The following is a 15,615-nucleotide window of genomic DNA, read 5'->3' on the forward strand; positions in this document are numbered from 1 at the left end:
TCAACTAACTGCTGTGTGAGTAGGTACAAATATGCTCACTGTTCCAGTCCGCTAATGGTTTTGGACGAGAGTAGTAAAAACCTTGGGCATAGCGACAACCTAGTTGTTTTAAGCGTTGTGCTTGCTCGGCGGTTTCAACACCTTCTGCGACGATCTCAGCATCGAATTCATCTGTCATTGTCACAATCGCGGCAATGATTGAGGTATGTCGCTTACTTTCTAGCATTTGGCTAACAAAAGAACGGTCGACTTTTAATGAGTCAAAGGGAAGTTGCGTCAAATAAGCTAATGATGAATAGCCTGTACCAAAGTCATCAATCGCAATGTGTATTCCTAAGCCACGTAACTGTTCTAATGTTTTGTTTGTCAGCGCTGGCTGACTCACTAAGCGTGATTCTGTGACTTCTAATGTAAGGTTTTCTGCGGGTAGTTGTGTGGTCATTAAAATTTGTTTAACAGCATCAACATAACCTGAGTGTACGAGTTCACGGACAGATAGATTAACATGCAAGGCAAAGGTATTAGGCCATAGCCCTTTGTCTATCTGTTGCTTGGTATCAGCACAAGCTTGCATTAAAATTTGCTGACCAATTTCGATGATCATACCGGTACTTTCTGCGAGTGGAATAAAGTCCAGTGGGGATACTAATCCTCGCGCAGGACTGTGCCAGCGCACTAAGGCTTCAGCGCCGCTGACTTCATCGGTTGTTAGGTCGATAACTGGTTGGTAGTAAACTTGGAATTCACGATTTGTGATTGCGTGTCGTAGTTCAGCGGTTAAGCGGGTTTGTTCTTTTGATGCTGTGATCATGTAGTCTTGATAATGGCTACTTTGTATTTGTTCTTGCTTGAAAGCATGGGTAAGCGCAAGGCTAGAATTACGTAACCATTCTTCCATATCAATATTATGGAATTGGCCACTCATGATCCCTGCGTTAGCGCTCACTAACACTTCAGTGCCATTAATTATGAAGGGGAGTTCAAAGTAGGTTAGCAGTGTTTCTGCAAAGTCATCACTGTGTTCAAGATCTTTAAAGTGGGGAGTAAAGATCGCAAATGTATCTTTATCTATACGACTAATCGTGACTTTATCTGATAGGTTTTGCTTTAGCCGTGCGGTGATCGCAATCAGTAATTGGTCACTTTTGTGTTGGCCTAAGCTGTTATTAGTACGACGAAATGAGCAGAGTCCCAATAACACTAAAATACCGTGATTTTGAGATGCAGGGTTATTGAGTTTTTCAACAAAACCATCACGACTTAACAAGCCCGTAAGACTATCGAATAATAGTTGATTGCGTAATGTGGAAAATGAATGTTCTAATCGAGATGACATTGATTGAAAGGCTGAAATAAGTTGGCCTGTTTCATGTAATTTGATGTCTTCTTTAACCGTAATATCCCAGTTATCATGATCAATCTGCTGTGATGCTTGTGCAATATCCATAATCGGTTGGGTGATTATACGCAGTAAATACAATCCCATTAACAAGCCGAACAGTGCCAGCGTTAATGCGGCAATCAAACCTAAACGTTGTTGGCTAGGTAATCCACCGAGCAGTACATCTTCGGGTAGAGTGACAACAGTAAACCACTGTAAGTTGTTATTGTTATACGCACTAATACGGCTAAAGTAACGTATACCGTCCTTAGTAAACTCGAAGGTGGCAGATTTATTATGTAATTGTAATTGCTGTTTAATGATTTCTTGAGAGTTAGTTGCGATAAGCGGGTCGCTGCTGTTGGTTGCGATGATGTGATCTTTTTGTTCGTCAAATAAGGGGGCATATGATGAACTCGCAATCAATGCGCCCTCACCGTTGGTGATATAGGTTAATCCACCAAACTTACTGCTTTCTGGTTTAATAAAGTGCGATAGCTGTAATAAATCAATATCGGTTGATACAACACCTAATAATTCATTGTTACGTATTACGGGTACCGCACTGGATATAGTGAAAGTCTCTTCAGCATCCACATTGGTGTATATTTTTGCCCAGCCTGGTTTTTTACTTTCTGCAAATGAGCGATACCAAGGACGTACTCTAGGATCATATTCTGAAATGCTGTGTTTAAGGGGGCTATTGGTAGAAACGCCTTCATAAAATTGTAATGCGTAATTGGTACGTTGATCTTGTAGAATCAGCGATACGTTTTTGTTGGAATGACGACGAAAGCCGATATAATCTTGCTGCTCACTGCCAAACGAGATGGTACTTATTTGCTGTTGTTGACTATAAATATCGGTAAGTGCGGCATAGAGGTAATCTTCTACTTTACGCGTATCTGTTGATTGATAAAGTTGGTTACGCTGAATGCTGTCGGCAATGGTGAGAGTGGTATTAAAAGGTTGTTCTAGAAAACGATCGAGATTATTGCTGGTATTTTCTGAATATGCGCTCAATAATTTATCGCTTATTTCATCGAGCATTCGTTCATAATTGCTATTTTGAACAAACGTGAGAACGGCCACTGTCAGCAAAAGTAACAAAGTAAAAGGGAGCATCACCGCATTACGAAGTGTTTGAGGTTTTGATTCTATCATTGCTGTGAATTTTGATCATTAAGCGGCTGAATACACAGTTTATGTTTACTTAATTTTGATTTTTATGCAAAGGTTCAGATTTAGAATTAGAGATAAATCACAAAAATAGACTATAGATGACGATAAAATTAACCTGCTATTAACAGTGGATTAGCACCCTATACGACTTACGAGTATCGACTAAAGTACTTTATTGTTGTTTAACTTTATGTGTTTATAGTTTTATTTTATACCTAGTGATTTCACGCCTCACTGATACGGTAATACCGCTATTTTTAATATATAAGCAAGGCGTTTGGCATTAATAACGATTTCTTAAATTAGGGATGTCAGTATTATATTGAACAAACTCGACCTCGTATCCGTTCGGGTCGATGAAATAAACATTTTGACGGTATTCATCTTCAGCGCCGTCTTTTGCAATTTCAAAACCCGCATCATTTAAGCGTTTGATTGTACCGGTAATATCGTCTGTCACAAATGCAAAGTGGGCAAGACCAACTTGGTGTCCAGCTAAGTCTCGATTTTCGCCAACGCCGTTATCGCCAAATGCTAAGTATTGATAATCGTCACCAAAATGGACCCAATTTCTTGGTTTTCCTGACCATTCACCTTTGTCACCACCGCGTACAGACCAGTGTGGGAATGCCGCGCGATAAAACGTAAGTGCCTCGTCGATGTCTCGTACAATTAAGTTAACATGCTCTAAATGTATCATAATAATATCCTTCATTTTTATTGTTATAGATTCGTCATATCGTTCTAAATTCGTTATAAGCTACATTGCGTAACGGTATTGTGCTTGCTCTGGATAGGGCTGTTGCTGCTGTAGTTGACGTACCTGTTTTAACGCTTGGCTGTATTGATGTAGTGTATGTAAGCTGTAACCTATGCGGTGCTGAATACCTGTTTCACGTTCGCTTAATTCATCGTTTTTCTTGTCTTGATTTAAGATGTCTCCGACGTTACGAATAATTAAATGATCGGGTATCGCAACCAGTTTATTGTTCTTCAGGGCATTCATTCTTAATTCTGCAATAGGGTTGGCACCATTAATACCACTTACTACTGACACTAATAGTGCAGGTTTATGGGCTGTTTCTGCAGCGTCACACATCAATAAGAAGTTCTTTAAGATAGGCGTTGCCATTCCATCCCACTCTGGTGTGATTAGTACTAATGCATCTGCGGTGACTAGTTCTTCGCGAATGAGTGGCCAGTCACACCCTGGTGCAAACTTGCTGTCGTTACTGCCATCCCAAAAGGGTAGTTGGTATTTGCATAACTCGATATGACGAACCGCTTTATAGTGTGTTGCTGCACTTGCAATATAACGGGCGACTTTTGCGCTTTCTGAATGTGCTCGTTGACTACCACTGATAATGACTAATTTCATATTAAGTAAACCTTTTTGTTTATTTATTGTTTAATAAAGTAAACTCTTTACTTAAGTTTGTAAAGGCAGATGACGAAATAAAGTAAATAAAAAAGTTTACTTAATATTTGTATCGGTAATAATACAGAGATGAAATGTATCTGAGTGTATTCTCGATTGTCATCGTAAATGCAATTGGGCTTGGATAAGTCGGAGCTACAATGAAAGAAAAAACCAGTGAAAAAATCCTTAGCTTATTGAAGGTTGAAGGGGCGTTAACCGCAAAAGTACTCGCGAGTGAGTTAGGCTTAACGACCATGGGGGTGCGTCAGCATTTACAAGCATTAGAAGACGAGGGCGATATTAGTTTTGAGGACAAAAAAGCAGTCCGAGGACGCCCAACCCGTTATTGGTCACTGACTACAAAAAGTAATAGTCATTTTTCTGACCGTCATGAAGAACTCACCGTACAATTGATTGATTCGGTAAAAGTCATCTTTGGTGATGAAGGGCTTGATCAACTGATCGCACATCGAGAGCAAGCTGCTTTTACCTTGTATAGCGAAAGGCTAGCGGAGAAGTCCGATTTACGGAGTAAACTTGAAGCACTTGCTGAATTACGCAGTGAAGAAGGTTATATGGCAACGGTTGTGTTAAATGAGACTGTTTTAAATGACGCAACTTTAAATGCTACAGCTTTGAACGATGCTGATATGAGTGATTCAGAGAAGAGCGATGTGTATTGGTTGATGGAAAATCATTGTCCAATTTGCGCGGCGGCATCGAAATGTCTTAATTTTTGTCGTTCAGAATTGAATTTATTTCAAACCTTGTTAGCAGGTATTGCAACGGTTGAGCGTGAAGAACATATTATCGAAGGGGCAAGGCGTTGCGCGTATAAGGTGACGGCGCTAGAGACTGAATAGATAAGTGTTTACGTCAATAAAAAAGCCCGCATTAAGGTGATTAATGTGGGCTTTCTCATTGCGTCACTAAACGATTAGATGCTTGCAGCTTCTTCGTCAGTTAGGAAACGCCATTCACCTAATTCTAGGTTTTCATCTAATACGATGTCACCAATTTGTTCACGGTGCAGACCAACAACTCGGTTGCCTTGGCTTGCAAACATGCGTTTAACTTGGTGGTATTTACCTTCTTGGATAGTTAACAGTACTTCTGTGTCGCTTAAGATCTCAAGTTTCGCTGGAAGACAAGGTTTGTCTTCACTGCGTAACTGAATACCAGCTTCGAAGTCTGCAACTGCTGTTGGTGCAATTGGATCGGCAAGTTGTACACGGTAGCGCTTGTTGCACTCACGTTTTGGTGACGTAACACGGTGTGACCATTGGCCGTCATCTGTGATCAATACTAGACCCGTTGTATCAACATCAAGACGACCAGCGATGTGTAGTTCATCACGCTTGTCTGCTTCGATTAAGCTGATTACTGATTGATGTTCTTCATCTACTGTTGAGCAAATTACATCTAATGGTTTATGCATCATGATATAACGCGGTGGGCGTTGGCTTAATGATTTACCACTAAACCAAACATCCATGTCTGCCGTTACTTTATGGTCTGCTTTACGTACAACTTCGCCATCAATTTTAACGTTGCTGCGTGCAATCTCACGCTTTGCAAGAGTTCGGGTCAGGTTAGTACTTTGGCAAATAAACTTATCTAAACGCATTTATGTTCAACTTTTGTCTGGTGTTATAGGGATATATCCAAACTGCGCTGAGTGCTGTTTGGATAGGTGGGCTGATTATCTGCCTTTTTCGCTATAAGCGCAAAGTATACTGAACAATAAATCTATCTAAGCACCCAGTAATTCGTTAATTCGAGTATCTGCGTTGTTAAATACGTCATCTGCCGAGTTCATTGCCATGCCTTCAACAAAGATAAACTCGACTTCTTGTACACCGACAAATTTTAGGACTTGTTCTAACCAAGGCGCTTGGGTATCTGCTGGGGTGTTGGCATACAGTCCGCCACGTGTTGCTATCACATAGGTTTTTGGCATTTTCAGTAATGGTTTTGGCCCTTCAGCTGTGTAGGCAAATGTTTTACCTGCACGTGCGATATGATCAATCCAAGATTTTAGTGTAGAAGGTACGCCAAAGTTATACATAGGTACGGCGATAATAAGAACATCACTATTGCTCATTTCATCAATTAATTGGTCTGATACTGCCGCCGCTGCTTGTTGCTCTATTGTTCGTTCAGTTTCTGCTGTATGAAACGCATTAAAAATAGCATCGGTTAAGTGTGGCACTTGCGATACATTGAGATCTCGATAAGTGATTTGTTGCTGTTTAGTATTATCTATATCTAATTTTTCGATTAATTTCTTTGCAATCTTTGATGATGTTGAGTTGTTGCCTTGTAGGCTGCTGTCTATATGTAATACTTTCATTTTTAGATTCCTCTCGTTATGCTTTAGTTAAGCTTACGGGAATTTAGAGATTAATTAACCGGGCCAATTAAATCTATATCATCGAAATTTTAGATGAATTAAAACGGTTATTTTACTTTTAATTTAATGACGCGTTAAGGAGCATGATGAAAGAGCCAACGGTGAGTTTAGAGCAATGGTATATCTTTAAGGTCGTGGTCGAGCAGGGCAGTTTTCAGGGCGCGGCAGATTACTTAATCAAGAGCCAAAGTTCGATTAGTTATGCTATCCAGAAGTTGCAAGATAATCTGGGTGTACGTTTGTTCGAACAGCAGGGACGTCGCTCGGTTGTGACTCAAATGGGTAAGAAAATGTTGACCCAAGCGGATGAGTTATTAATGCAAGCGGCAAGTATCGAGCAGCTGGCAGGGGAATATAGTGCTGGTTGGGAGCCGTTGTTAAAAGTGATGACGTCAGAGCTATTTCCGCCGCAATTATTAACGGATGTGCTGGCGTTGTTTGCTCGGCAGTGTACGGTGACCAGCATTGATTTTCAGCAAGGTTCGTTATCAGGAGTGACGGATGCCGCGACGTATGGCACGGCAGATCTGATTATTAGCAGCCAAATTCCCACCGGATTTACAGGAGAGAAATTGTGTTATGGGCAGTTATCGCGCTTTGTACATTATCAACACCCGTTAGCCTTGTTAAATAGATCATTAACGCTTGCAGAATTAAAACCCCATGCCCAAATTGTGATGAGTGATTCGAGTGCACATCGCAGTGTCGATGTTGGTTGGTTGGGCTCGCAGCAGCGTTGGACGGTGAATAATTTTAATGAGTCGCTTAGTTTAGTTAAACAGGGATTAGGGCATGCGACGTTACCAGTTAGTCGCATTCAAGATGAATTAGCGAGTGGTGAGTTGGTGGAACTCATCATCGAAGATCATGTGCGTCTTGATTTGTCGTTATATTTGATTTATGCCAACAAGAAAACCTTAGGCCCTGCTGGCTTGTTGTTCGCTACATTGCTAAAACAGCAAGCCAAGCAATACGTAATCGATGTTTAGGTTACGCTAAATTACGGAATAAACTACTGGCAATTACCCACATAATACAGCCGACAGTAATGTCGATAATACGCTGTATTTTTGGTTGATTGAGCCAGTTAGAAAACTTCGCAGCGCTAAAGGCAAGCCCATAAAACCACAGTATTGAAGCGAGAATTGTCCCCGCGGCAAAAGCTAATCGATTATCCCCACTAAATTGGTTCCCGACACTGCCCAGTACAACCACAGTATCTAAATACACATGTGGATTAAGTAAGGTGACTGCCAATGTTGCTATAATCACCATTTTTCGTGATTTATGGCCACCATCTAACTCGGTTTTGGCATATCTATATTGCCATGCACTACGAAATGACATCGCACCATAACTGGTTAGAAAAACAATTCCGCCCCATGTGATCATTTGCAGTAAATCAGGGTTTAGCGCCAGTAAACTTCCTGCACCGAATACACCTGCGCTGATGAGTAAGGCATCACATAAAATGCAAATGGTAGCTGTTAACCAGTGATGATTACGTTTAATGCCTTGATTTAATATATACGCATTTTGTGCGCCGATAGGAATGATCATACTGCCGCCAAGCAGTAGTCCTTGAATTGTTGCTAATAGCATAATGCACCTCTAGAAAATAGGGTTTAGAGATTACAAAAATCCAAGTGATAAGTATAATTAATAATTATTATGACTTATAAATCAAACTTATACTGCGTGTAGTATTAGACCGTATTATTAGACCGTATTATTAGAGCGTATTATTAGAGCGTATTATTGAGCGGTATTGTTGAGTCGCATTGTTGAATAACAGGATAGGGGTAGGTCGTGGATTATAAATTATTGCATGCATTGCAAGTTGTTATTGAACAGCAAAGCTTTGAGCGTGCAGCGAATGTATTATGTATTTCGCAACCTGCAGTATCGCAGCGTATCAAGTTGTTAGAAGAATATGTGGCACAACCGGTATTAATCCGCAGTCAGCCTATTGTTGCAACGGATATTGGTCAGCGTTTGTTAAAACACTATAAACAAGTACAGCATTTAGAAGCGGAGTTACTACCAAGTATCAGTGTCACATCGACAGATAAAGCCGTCGTGATGGCTATTGCAGTCAATGCCGACAGCTTAGCTACTTGGTTTATTCCGGCACTGGCACCGTTATTAAAGCAATATCCGATTGAACTGAATTTACACATCATGGATGAGGCGAGAACCCTTGAAAAGGTGAAAGCAGGCGAGGCATTTGGTGCATTGAGTTTACAAGATAAGCCTTTACCGGGGTGTGAATCGACATTATTGGGTGATCTTAATTATGCTTTGGTCGCAACACCGGAGTTTGTTCAGCAGTATTTACCACAAGGTATTACGCAGCAGGCGTTACGTAAAGCGCCTGCTGTGTCGTTTGATCATAAAGACGACATGCATATTAAGTTTATTCAGCAACATTTTGACTTAGCGGGTGGTTCATATCCATGTCATATCGTCCGCTCGTCAGAAGCATTTGTTGCGATGGCGAATGCGGGGGTGGCGTATTGTTTGATCCCTGAATTACAAATTAAAGGTGAATTAGCATCGGGTAAGTTGGTTAAGTTAACCGATATTCAGCTCACAAATCCTTTATATTGGCACCGCTGGGTGTTGCTAAAAGGCTTATATAAGCAAGTCTCTGATCAGATTATTAATGCTGCTCAGAGCGCGTTATAGTAGCAAGATTACAGTGACTAGATTAACTGCGGTTTACTAGTTCGATGACGAATTGAATCAAATGCTTAGCGATATTCACTAACGTGATAATAAGGTCGTATATAGTTTGGTTGGTGCTATAACAGTAAAGTACGATGAAGCCTGATAAAATTAAAAGAGGAAAAATAGCGATAGTGAATGATCTAACCATAAAATGCCCTCTACAGCAGTAAATATATTAGCTGGTATTTTTATTAGTGTTGTCAGTAATTATAATTGGTATTGTCGGTATTATAATCCATATTGAACATTTCACCTCTTTTTTGAACCGAAGGTCATTAAAGTATATTGATATAAATTATAATTTTTTGCTATTTCATCTTGGATTTTTAATAAGATAATCTAGGATTAGGTGAGATTTAGAACTTAATCGGCAAGGACGAAGAGGGATATTATGGATAATTCGACGATAAAAAGTGCAGTCAGCAGTACTGAGCATGAAAATGTAAAACTAACGATTGCAGAGTTAAGTGAACAAATTAAGCGCATGACGGACTATGTCGAACTACATAGCCAGTCAAATACTGCCGCGTTGCATAATACATTAAAAGCTACGATGCGTTATCGCGACAGTTTGGTGGCCAATCTAGCCCGCCAAGCCTAAAGTGAATTAACGGTTTTACACCTTAGCCAAAATAAGGGGTAATTAGCAGCCTGGGCCACAATCCATACAATGTTTAATCATATCAGGACCTAAGTGTAGTTTCGCATTTAGGTCTCGTAGTGCTGTCCTCACACCTTCTTCAATAACAGGGTGGTAAAATGGCATGTCTAACATTTCTGATACAGTCATTTTTTGCTGATGTGCCCACGCTAATAAATGCGCAAGATGTTCTGCATCGGGACCAATCATTTCAGCGCCTAAGAATCGGCCTGTCCCGTGTTCAGCATAAACATGTAATAGCCCCTTATTACGCAACATCACACGTGAGCGACCTTGGTTCTCAAACGATACAGATCCTGTTTCAAAGCAACCACAGTTACCTAAACGTTCAATGATCTGTTTGTACGTTTCACCAACCATCGCAATTTGTGGGTCTGTAAAGACAGCTGAGATAACGCTGCGGCGTAGACCTGCTCTAATTTGTGGGAAACGTCCGGCATTGTCACCTGCAATACGAGCTTGATCGGCAGCTTCGTGTAATAACGGGATCTGATTACTTGCATCACCGGAAATAAAGATATTCTCGACCGATGTTTGTAATGTGTAATAATCTGCTGTTGGTACACCACGTTCATCTAATTCTAGTGTGGTATTTTGTAACCCAATTTTATCGACATTCGGACGACGGCCAGTGGCTGCGAGCACATACTCAACATTGATGGTTTGTAATGCTTGGTTATCATCTACATATTTTATTTCAACATGGTCGCCCTGACGTTTCATGCTTTCAACTTGGACGTCTGCGTTTAGATAGAACTCTTCGTTGAATGATTTGTTCGCATACGCCATCACTGTAGGGTCTGTTAATGGACCAACTTGGCCACCCAACCCAAACATGATGACTTCAACACCTAAGCGTTTTAATGATTGTCCTAGTTCAAGACCGATCACACCGGGACCAAACACTGCGATTGATTTTGGTAAATCATCCCATTCAAATACATCATCGTTGATCACGAGACGATCACCTAACTCGTTCCATACCGCAGGGTAAGCAGGGCGTGAACCCGTTGCAATAACGATACGTTTAGCATTAATTTGTGTATGGTCATCAACTAACAATGTCGTATTATTTAAGAATGTCGCGTAACCAGAAATTTTATCTTGTGCTGGAATCTCATCGACACCTTCGACAACAAAACCCACGAAGCGATCGCGTTCACGTTTAATACGCGCCATGACTTCAACACCGTTTATCAATGTTTCACCTTGTGGATGAATACCAAAGCCGGGTGCTTTTTCAATTTGGTGGACACTTTCTGCTGCTGCAATAAGTAACTTAGATGGCATACAGCCGACACGAGCACACGTTGTCCCATAAGGGCCGCCTTCAATAATGACTACACTGTCGGTATGTGCTTTTGCTGCACGGTATGCGCCTAAGCCTGCTGTACCACCACCAATTACTGCTACATCTACATTTATCATATTCATAATTAAACCTTAGAAAGCGTTATGGCGAAAACGTATGTCGTTTGTCGCATTCATTAATATTCAAATTTGGAGAGGCGAAGCATCTGCCTCGTCTTGATGTAGTTATTATGCAAATATTACAGTGATAGGTATAATTGATTGTTATTTTTAGTTTGATAGGTAGTTGCTATTAATTGGTGTTTTTATCTACTTCATTAAAGGTAAGTGTGAAAAATCATATATAACTGTTTTTATTGATAATATAAGAAATATTTAGCGGATGTTAATTATTTTTATAAAAATTTATGCTACTCCATTTTAAATACTCCATTTTATTGCGTATTATTCAGTCTGTTCACTGGTTTTTCATTGCGCTAGAGTAAGTTAGTGTGATGTTTCTCGCTGTGTAGAATAAACATATATACAATATATTGTACATATGGGTATGATTTATTGTGATGATTGTCGTATTTACTCTATTCGGCATGTTTTGATTTTTATTTTCGTATGCAGGAATAGTTATGAATTTTTCAGATGTTTCGTTTAAACATAAAATTTTTATGTTGTTAGCTTTACCCATGTTGGGGTTTTTATGGTTGAGTGTCGCCTCTCTTACTCAAAGTATTAAAACCAGTAATGAGATGTCTACTTTGACGGAGTTAACGGAACTGTCTGTTCAGTACAGTGAATTAGTGCATGAATTACAAAAAGAACGAGGTATGACGGCTGGATTTATTGGTTCGAATGGCGAAAAGTTTGCAAGTAAATTACGTCAGCAACGTGCAGACACAGATGCTAAAAAAGCGAAGATGATGCAGTTTTGGCAGCAGGCCTCGTTTAGCGATAATAATATTAAACAATTAGAAGCCAGTATTGAACAAAGCCTAAATATGCTGACGGGTATTCGTAATAAAGTGAATGCACAAAATATTCAGTTAGCGGCGGCACTAAAATACTATACTCAATTGAATGCCAAACTATTAAGTGTATCTGAAGTCATTACTGATATTAGTACAGATGCAAAAATAACAAATGAAACGATCGCATATTATAATTTCTTACAAGGTAAGGAACGTGCGGGGATTGAGCGTGCGGTATTAAGTAATGCATTTTCAAAAGACCAGTTTGCAGCGGGGCAATTTGTTAAATTTATCGGGCTGGTGGTTGAACAAGATACTTACTTTGACAACTTTACGTCTTTTGCGAGTGAAGCTAATCGCAACTTTTTCACTCAACAGTTAAATACAGCTGCTGTTAGAGAAGTAATGAAATTAAGACATGCCGCTGAAACGCAGTCGAGCGATTTTGATATTGATGCGGAATATTGGTTTGGCCAAGCGACACAACGCATTAGTCAGTTAAAAAAGATCCAAGACACTCTTGAAGCATCATTATTAACGCTTGCTAAAGCAAACCGTGATAGCGCGATGAACACGCTGATAATGAATGTTGTGTTTAGCGTATTGATTATTGTTATTGCTGGTGTGATTAGCTTTGTGACTGTTCGCGATTTAATGTCACGAGTGAAAGAGCTTATGGATGTGATGACCGAAGTACGTGACAACAATGATCTGACGGTACAAACCAACTTGGCAGGTGACAGCGAACTTGGACAAATCGCCACTGCGCTAAATCTGACTTTGTCACAGTTTGCAGGTGCGATGGACAATATTTCTACGTCAAGTATTACGCTAGCATCGGCAGCAGAAGAAACTGCACAAACGTGTGATTACAGTTCTCAATCATTGTCTGAGCAACAGGACGGTATCAGTCTTATTGCCACTGCGATTGAAGAGCTATCGGCAACCGTGAAAGAAGTCGCGCTGAATACCCAATTAACCGCAGATTCAGCAAAAAGTGTGGATGCACAGGCGGTAAATGGTTTTGAAATAGTGCAACAGTCATCATTATCTATTGAAGATTTAGCCCGTGAAATTGATGGTTTAGCACAACGTATTAATAATTTACACGCGAGTAGCAATAATATTACTAACATGGTCGATGTGATTAAATCGGTTGCAGACCAAACCAATTTATTGGCATTAAATGCTGCAATTGAAGCGGCTCGCGCTGGTGAGCAAGGTCGTGGTTTTGCTGTTGTTGCCGACGAAGTTCGTACATTAGCAAAACGAACGCAAGAATCGACTGCAGAAATTGAGAGCTTCATTAGTGCATTACAAGCAGATGCGAATGCAGCGTTTAATGTTATTGAAGTCAGTCAAACAAAAGCATCAGAAGCGGTGAATAACTCGCAACAGGTTGCACAAACATTACAAGATATTACAGGGGCGGTTAACGAGATATTCTCAATGACCGAACAAGTTGCGACTGCAATTGAAGAGCAATCGGTCGTAACTCAAGATGTAGCTCAGAACGTTGTCACGATAAAACAAAAGTCGATGGAGTCTGCAACGGGGGCAACTCAAATTGCAATGACAGCAAAAGAGCAGGCGCAATTGGCAACATCGCTGCAAGATGTCGCTAAAGTATTTAAAATATAATCAGGAGAAATGTAATAATGATGAATAAACTTAAATTAGTTGGCTTAGCAATGATTGCCGTGATAGTGAGTGGTTGTGCAACTGTACAATTACCTGCAGAGCAGCAAACTATGATCGACAACAACAGTACGCTTTACACGCAAGTGGGTATGTGGACAGAAAAAGGTAATGTAATTGCCACAAACTATAAACGTGGTGAGCATATTCCGGTTAACTCTGCTGTGACGATTATGAGTGTTGATGCATCGACTATTACCTTTAGTTATGACGAACGTGTGATTAAACTGAAAAATATCGATAAATTTACTAAGATTGATACTCCTGCATTATTGTCGCGTACTTTTGCATTGAAGCCTGTGAATTTAACGGCGTTTAGTGAAGTAGAGAAAGCGGCTATTGAGAAAGGTGATGTTGTTCTTGGCATGACTAAACATGCTGTTATCACTAGTCGAGGTTTCCCACCTGCTCATAGAACGGCAAGTTTGAAACAGGATAGTTGGAGATTTTGGCAAAACAGATTTGGTACGATTGTTTACGAATTTGAGCAAGACAAAGTATCTAAAATCGTTAAGTAATAACTTGCTTAGCTGAGTTTAAAATAGAAAAGGAAGCATGATGGCTTCCTTTTTTATTGTCCTCTATTTGCCTATCACTTATTACCGGCTGTAAATGTAAAGTAGCTTAAAGTTACTTTGTCTTCGAGCATTAATTTCGTAGTATTACCCCGCCGTAAATAGCGGTATATTCCTTGGAGTTTTAAATGAACGATAGCGACCATCCCCCTAGTATAAAGGTGGGAAATAACCCGTAATTGATGGTATCGAATCGTTATTGTTTTAAGCCGTCTCTGGCTGAGTATATCTATCCTAATCGCGGGAGCGTTATACGTTATTTCCTTCCTAAATCTCAAATTATTATTTACTACTTAAGGTGGTCGTTACTCAGCTAATCGGGAGATTAACTATGTCAGTAATGAACTATAGAGCAGATATTGTCAGTGAAAATACAGACCTGGCAGAAGCATTAGCGTTAAAAAATATATTCTTAGTACAAGATATTGAGTCCCAAGCGCAACAATTAATTCAGATATCAATACCTGACGCGATCATGCTATTACATGATTTTCCATTACGTCATGTGCAGTCGTTATTAGATTTACTTGATGAGATGGGTGAAGAAGTCAGGGTGCGGCATCTCGCGAGTGGCTTAGGGCTATTATGTTCGGAAGTCGAGCCCGCAGGGCATTATTTGAAAAATGGTGTATTGAACCATGTACGTGAACGCGTGGGCTGGATTGTAGGTTTGGCATTACTCGGTATTGTTTCAGGACTTATTATCTCTCACTATGAAGATACGTTATCGCAATTGGTATTGTTAGCCATATATATGCCTGTGATTGCGGCTGCTGGTGGTAATACCGGATCACAAGCGGCTACATTAGTAGTGAGAGCGTTAGCGATGGAGGAGATACGTGGTCGTGATTGGTTTGCTGTACTGTGGAAAGAGTTCCGTATATCTTTGGTTGTCGCGAGTATTCTAGCTGTTGTCATCATTGGCCGTGTGATGTTCTTTAGTGATAGCAGTGCATTACCAGAGGGGATATTGCTTGAAGATATTGCATTAGCGATTGGTATTTCTATTTTATTGCAAGTCGTATTATCGACAACCGTCGGTGGTTTACTGCCACTTGTTGCGCGAATTTGTAAATTAGATCCTGCGGTACTCGTAAGCCCTGTGCTGGCGTCATTAGTTGATATTACCGGGATGATTATTTACTTCAAAACGGTGAACAGTATTCTTGGATTTACCTAGTGCGTACATAATTAATACCGCATAATCGGCCATCATCGTACTGTGGCCGGTTAGCGACTGTAATCGACTTGCTTAATATGTAGTTGTACGGTAAATTTGCTC

General features: G+C 40.2%; 14 protein-coding genes. 7 read left to right on the plus strand and 7 right to left on the minus strand.

Going from position 1 to position 15,615, the window contains the following annotated elements; translation table 11 throughout:
- Positions 1-4: 4 nt before the first annotated feature.
- The 3 genes from HWV00_RS05940 to HWV00_RS05950 all read right to left on the minus strand — a co-directional run bounded on the left by HWV00_RS05940 (position 5) and on the right by HWV00_RS05950 (position 3,941).
- Positions 5-2,545, minus strand: coding sequence for an EAL domain-containing protein (locus HWV00_RS05940; RefSeq protein ID WP_211685207.1), 2,541 nt, complete (start codon positions 2,543-2,545; stop codon positions 5-7).
- Positions 2,546-2,846: 301 nt separating this feature from the next.
- On the minus strand, positions 2,847-3,263 hold the full coding sequence (locus HWV00_RS05945) for a VOC family protein (RefSeq protein ID WP_211685208.1): 417 nt from the start codon (positions 3,261-3,263) through the stop codon (positions 2,847-2,849).
- Positions 3,264-3,323: 60 nt separating this feature from the next.
- The gene (locus HWV00_RS05950; RefSeq protein WP_211685209.1) at positions 3,324-3,941 is read right to left on the minus strand and encodes an NADPH-dependent FMN reductase; all 618 of its coding nucleotides are present in this window, start codon (positions 3,939-3,941) and stop codon (positions 3,324-3,326) included.
- 200 nt (positions 3,942-4,141) lie between these two features.
- Between HWV00_RS05950 and HWV00_RS05955 the strand changes: the two genes are divergently transcribed.
- Positions 4,142-4,846, plus strand: a complete 705-nt coding sequence (locus tag HWV00_RS05955) for a metalloregulator ArsR/SmtB family transcription factor (protein WP_211685210.1) — start codon at positions 4,142-4,144, stop codon at positions 4,844-4,846.
- Between the two features lie 74 nt (positions 4,847-4,920).
- On the opposite strand, the gene rsuA is transcribed toward HWV00_RS05955, so the two are convergent.
- Positions 4,921-5,610: a 16S rRNA pseudouridine(516) synthase RsuA gene (gene rsuA / locus HWV00_RS05960; protein WP_211685211.1), complete on the minus strand. Its 690-nt coding sequence runs from the start codon at positions 5,608-5,610 to the stop codon at positions 4,921-4,923.
- 126 nt (positions 5,611-5,736) lie between these two features.
- Positions 5,737-6,336 (minus strand): FMN-dependent NADH-azoreductase, encoded by a 600-nt coding sequence (locus HWV00_RS05965; protein WP_211685212.1) that lies wholly within the window; start codon positions 6,334-6,336, stop codon positions 5,737-5,739.
- 143 nt (positions 6,337-6,479) lie between these two features.
- On the opposite strand from HWV00_RS05965, the gene HWV00_RS05970 reads away from it, so the two are divergent.
- The gene (locus HWV00_RS05970; protein ID WP_211685213.1) at positions 6,480-7,385 is read left to right on the plus strand and encodes a LysR family transcriptional regulator; all 906 of its coding nucleotides are present in this window, start codon (positions 6,480-6,482) and stop codon (positions 7,383-7,385) included.
- A 1-nt stretch (position 7,386) separates the two neighbouring features.
- Here HWV00_RS05970 and lysE read toward each other — a convergent pair whose 3' ends face one another.
- On the minus strand, positions 7,387-7,998 hold the full coding sequence (gene lysE / locus HWV00_RS05975) for an L-lysine exporter (protein WP_211685214.1): 612 nt from the start codon (positions 7,996-7,998) through the stop codon (positions 7,387-7,389).
- A 207-nt stretch (positions 7,999-8,205) separates the two neighbouring features.
- Between lysE and HWV00_RS05980 the strand changes: the two genes are divergently transcribed.
- Complete coding sequence (locus tag HWV00_RS05980) at positions 8,206-9,084, plus strand: LysR family transcriptional regulator ArgP (RefSeq protein WP_211685215.1); 879 nt, start codon at positions 8,206-8,208, stop codon at positions 9,082-9,084.
- A gap of 433 nt (positions 9,085-9,517) precedes the next feature.
- Positions 9,518-9,727: a hypothetical protein gene (locus HWV00_RS05985; RefSeq protein ID WP_211685216.1), complete on the plus strand. Its 210-nt coding sequence runs from the start codon at positions 9,518-9,520 to the stop codon at positions 9,725-9,727.
- A gap of 42 nt (positions 9,728-9,769) precedes the next feature.
- Here the strand turns inward: HWV00_RS05985 and HWV00_RS05990 are convergent, their stop codons facing one another.
- Positions 9,770-11,221: a dihydrolipoyl dehydrogenase gene (locus HWV00_RS05990; protein WP_211685217.1), complete on the minus strand. Its 1,452-nt coding sequence runs from the start codon at positions 11,219-11,221 to the stop codon at positions 9,770-9,772.
- A gap of 500 nt (positions 11,222-11,721) precedes the next feature.
- On the opposite strand from HWV00_RS05990, the gene HWV00_RS05995 reads away from it, so the two are divergent.
- The 3 genes from HWV00_RS05995 (at position 11,722) to HWV00_RS06005 (ending at position 15,513) form a co-directional block, all read left to right on the plus strand.
- Entirely contained in the window at positions 11,722-13,701 is a 1,980-nt protein-coding gene (locus HWV00_RS05995) for a methyl-accepting chemotaxis protein (RefSeq protein WP_211685218.1), read from the plus strand.
- 17 nt (positions 13,702-13,718) lie between these two features.
- Positions 13,719-14,276 carry a hypothetical protein gene (locus HWV00_RS06000; protein WP_211685219.1) on the plus strand — a complete coding sequence of 186 codons (558 nt, stop codon included), beginning with the start codon at positions 13,719-13,721 and terminating at the stop codon, positions 14,274-14,276.
- 388 nt (positions 14,277-14,664) lie between these two features.
- Entirely contained in the window at positions 14,665-15,513 is an 849-nt protein-coding gene (locus HWV00_RS06005; protein WP_211685220.1) for a magnesium transporter, read from the plus strand.
- Positions 15,514-15,615 lie beyond the last annotated feature (102 nt).

Source organism: Moritella sp. 24, from assembly GCF_018219155.1.
GTDB lineage: Bacteria > Pseudomonadota > Gammaproteobacteria > Enterobacterales > Moritellaceae > Moritella.

Excerpts from the sequence above, each read along its gene's own strand:
- HWV00_RS05940 (WP_211685207.1), bottom strand. The coding sequence starts at position 2,545 with ATGATAGAATCAAAACCTCAAACACTTCGTAATGCGGTGATGCTCCCT.
- HWV00_RS05945 (WP_211685208.1), bottom strand. The coding sequence starts at position 3,263 with ATGATACATTTAGAGCATGTTAACTTAATTGTACGAGACATCGACGAG.
- HWV00_RS05950 (WP_211685209.1), bottom strand. The coding sequence starts at position 3,941 with ATGAAATTAGTCATTATCAGTGGTAGTCAACGAGCACATTCAGAAAGC.
- HWV00_RS05955 (WP_211685210.1), top strand. The coding sequence starts at position 4,142 with ATGAAAGAAAAAACCAGTGAAAAAATCCTTAGCTTATTGAAGGTTGAA.
- rsuA (WP_211685211.1), bottom strand. The coding sequence starts at position 5,610 with ATGCGTTTAGATAAGTTTATTTGCCAAAGTACTAACCTGACCCGAACT.
- HWV00_RS05965 (WP_211685212.1), bottom strand. The coding sequence starts at position 6,336 with ATGAAAGTATTACATATAGACAGCAGCCTACAAGGCAACAACTCAACA.
- HWV00_RS05970 (WP_211685213.1), top strand. The coding sequence starts at position 6,480 with ATGATGAAAGAGCCAACGGTGAGTTTAGAGCAATGGTATATCTTTAAG.
- lysE (WP_211685214.1), bottom strand. The coding sequence starts at position 7,998 with ATGCTATTAGCAACAATTCAAGGACTACTGCTTGGCGGCAGTATGATC.
- HWV00_RS05985 (WP_211685216.1), top strand. The coding sequence starts at position 9,518 with ATGGATAATTCGACGATAAAAAGTGCAGTCAGCAGTACTGAGCATGAA.
- HWV00_RS05990 (WP_211685217.1), bottom strand. The coding sequence starts at position 11,221 with ATGAATATGATAAATGTAGATGTAGCAGTAATTGGTGGTGGTACAGCA.
- HWV00_RS05995 (WP_211685218.1), top strand. The coding sequence starts at position 11,722 with ATGAATTTTTCAGATGTTTCGTTTAAACATAAAATTTTTATGTTGTTA.
- HWV00_RS06000 (WP_211685219.1), top strand. The coding sequence starts at position 13,719 with ATGATGAATAAACTTAAATTAGTTGGCTTAGCAATGATTGCCGTGATA.
- HWV00_RS06005 (WP_211685220.1), top strand. The coding sequence starts at position 14,665 with ATGTCAGTAATGAACTATAGAGCAGATATTGTCAGTGAAAATACAGAC.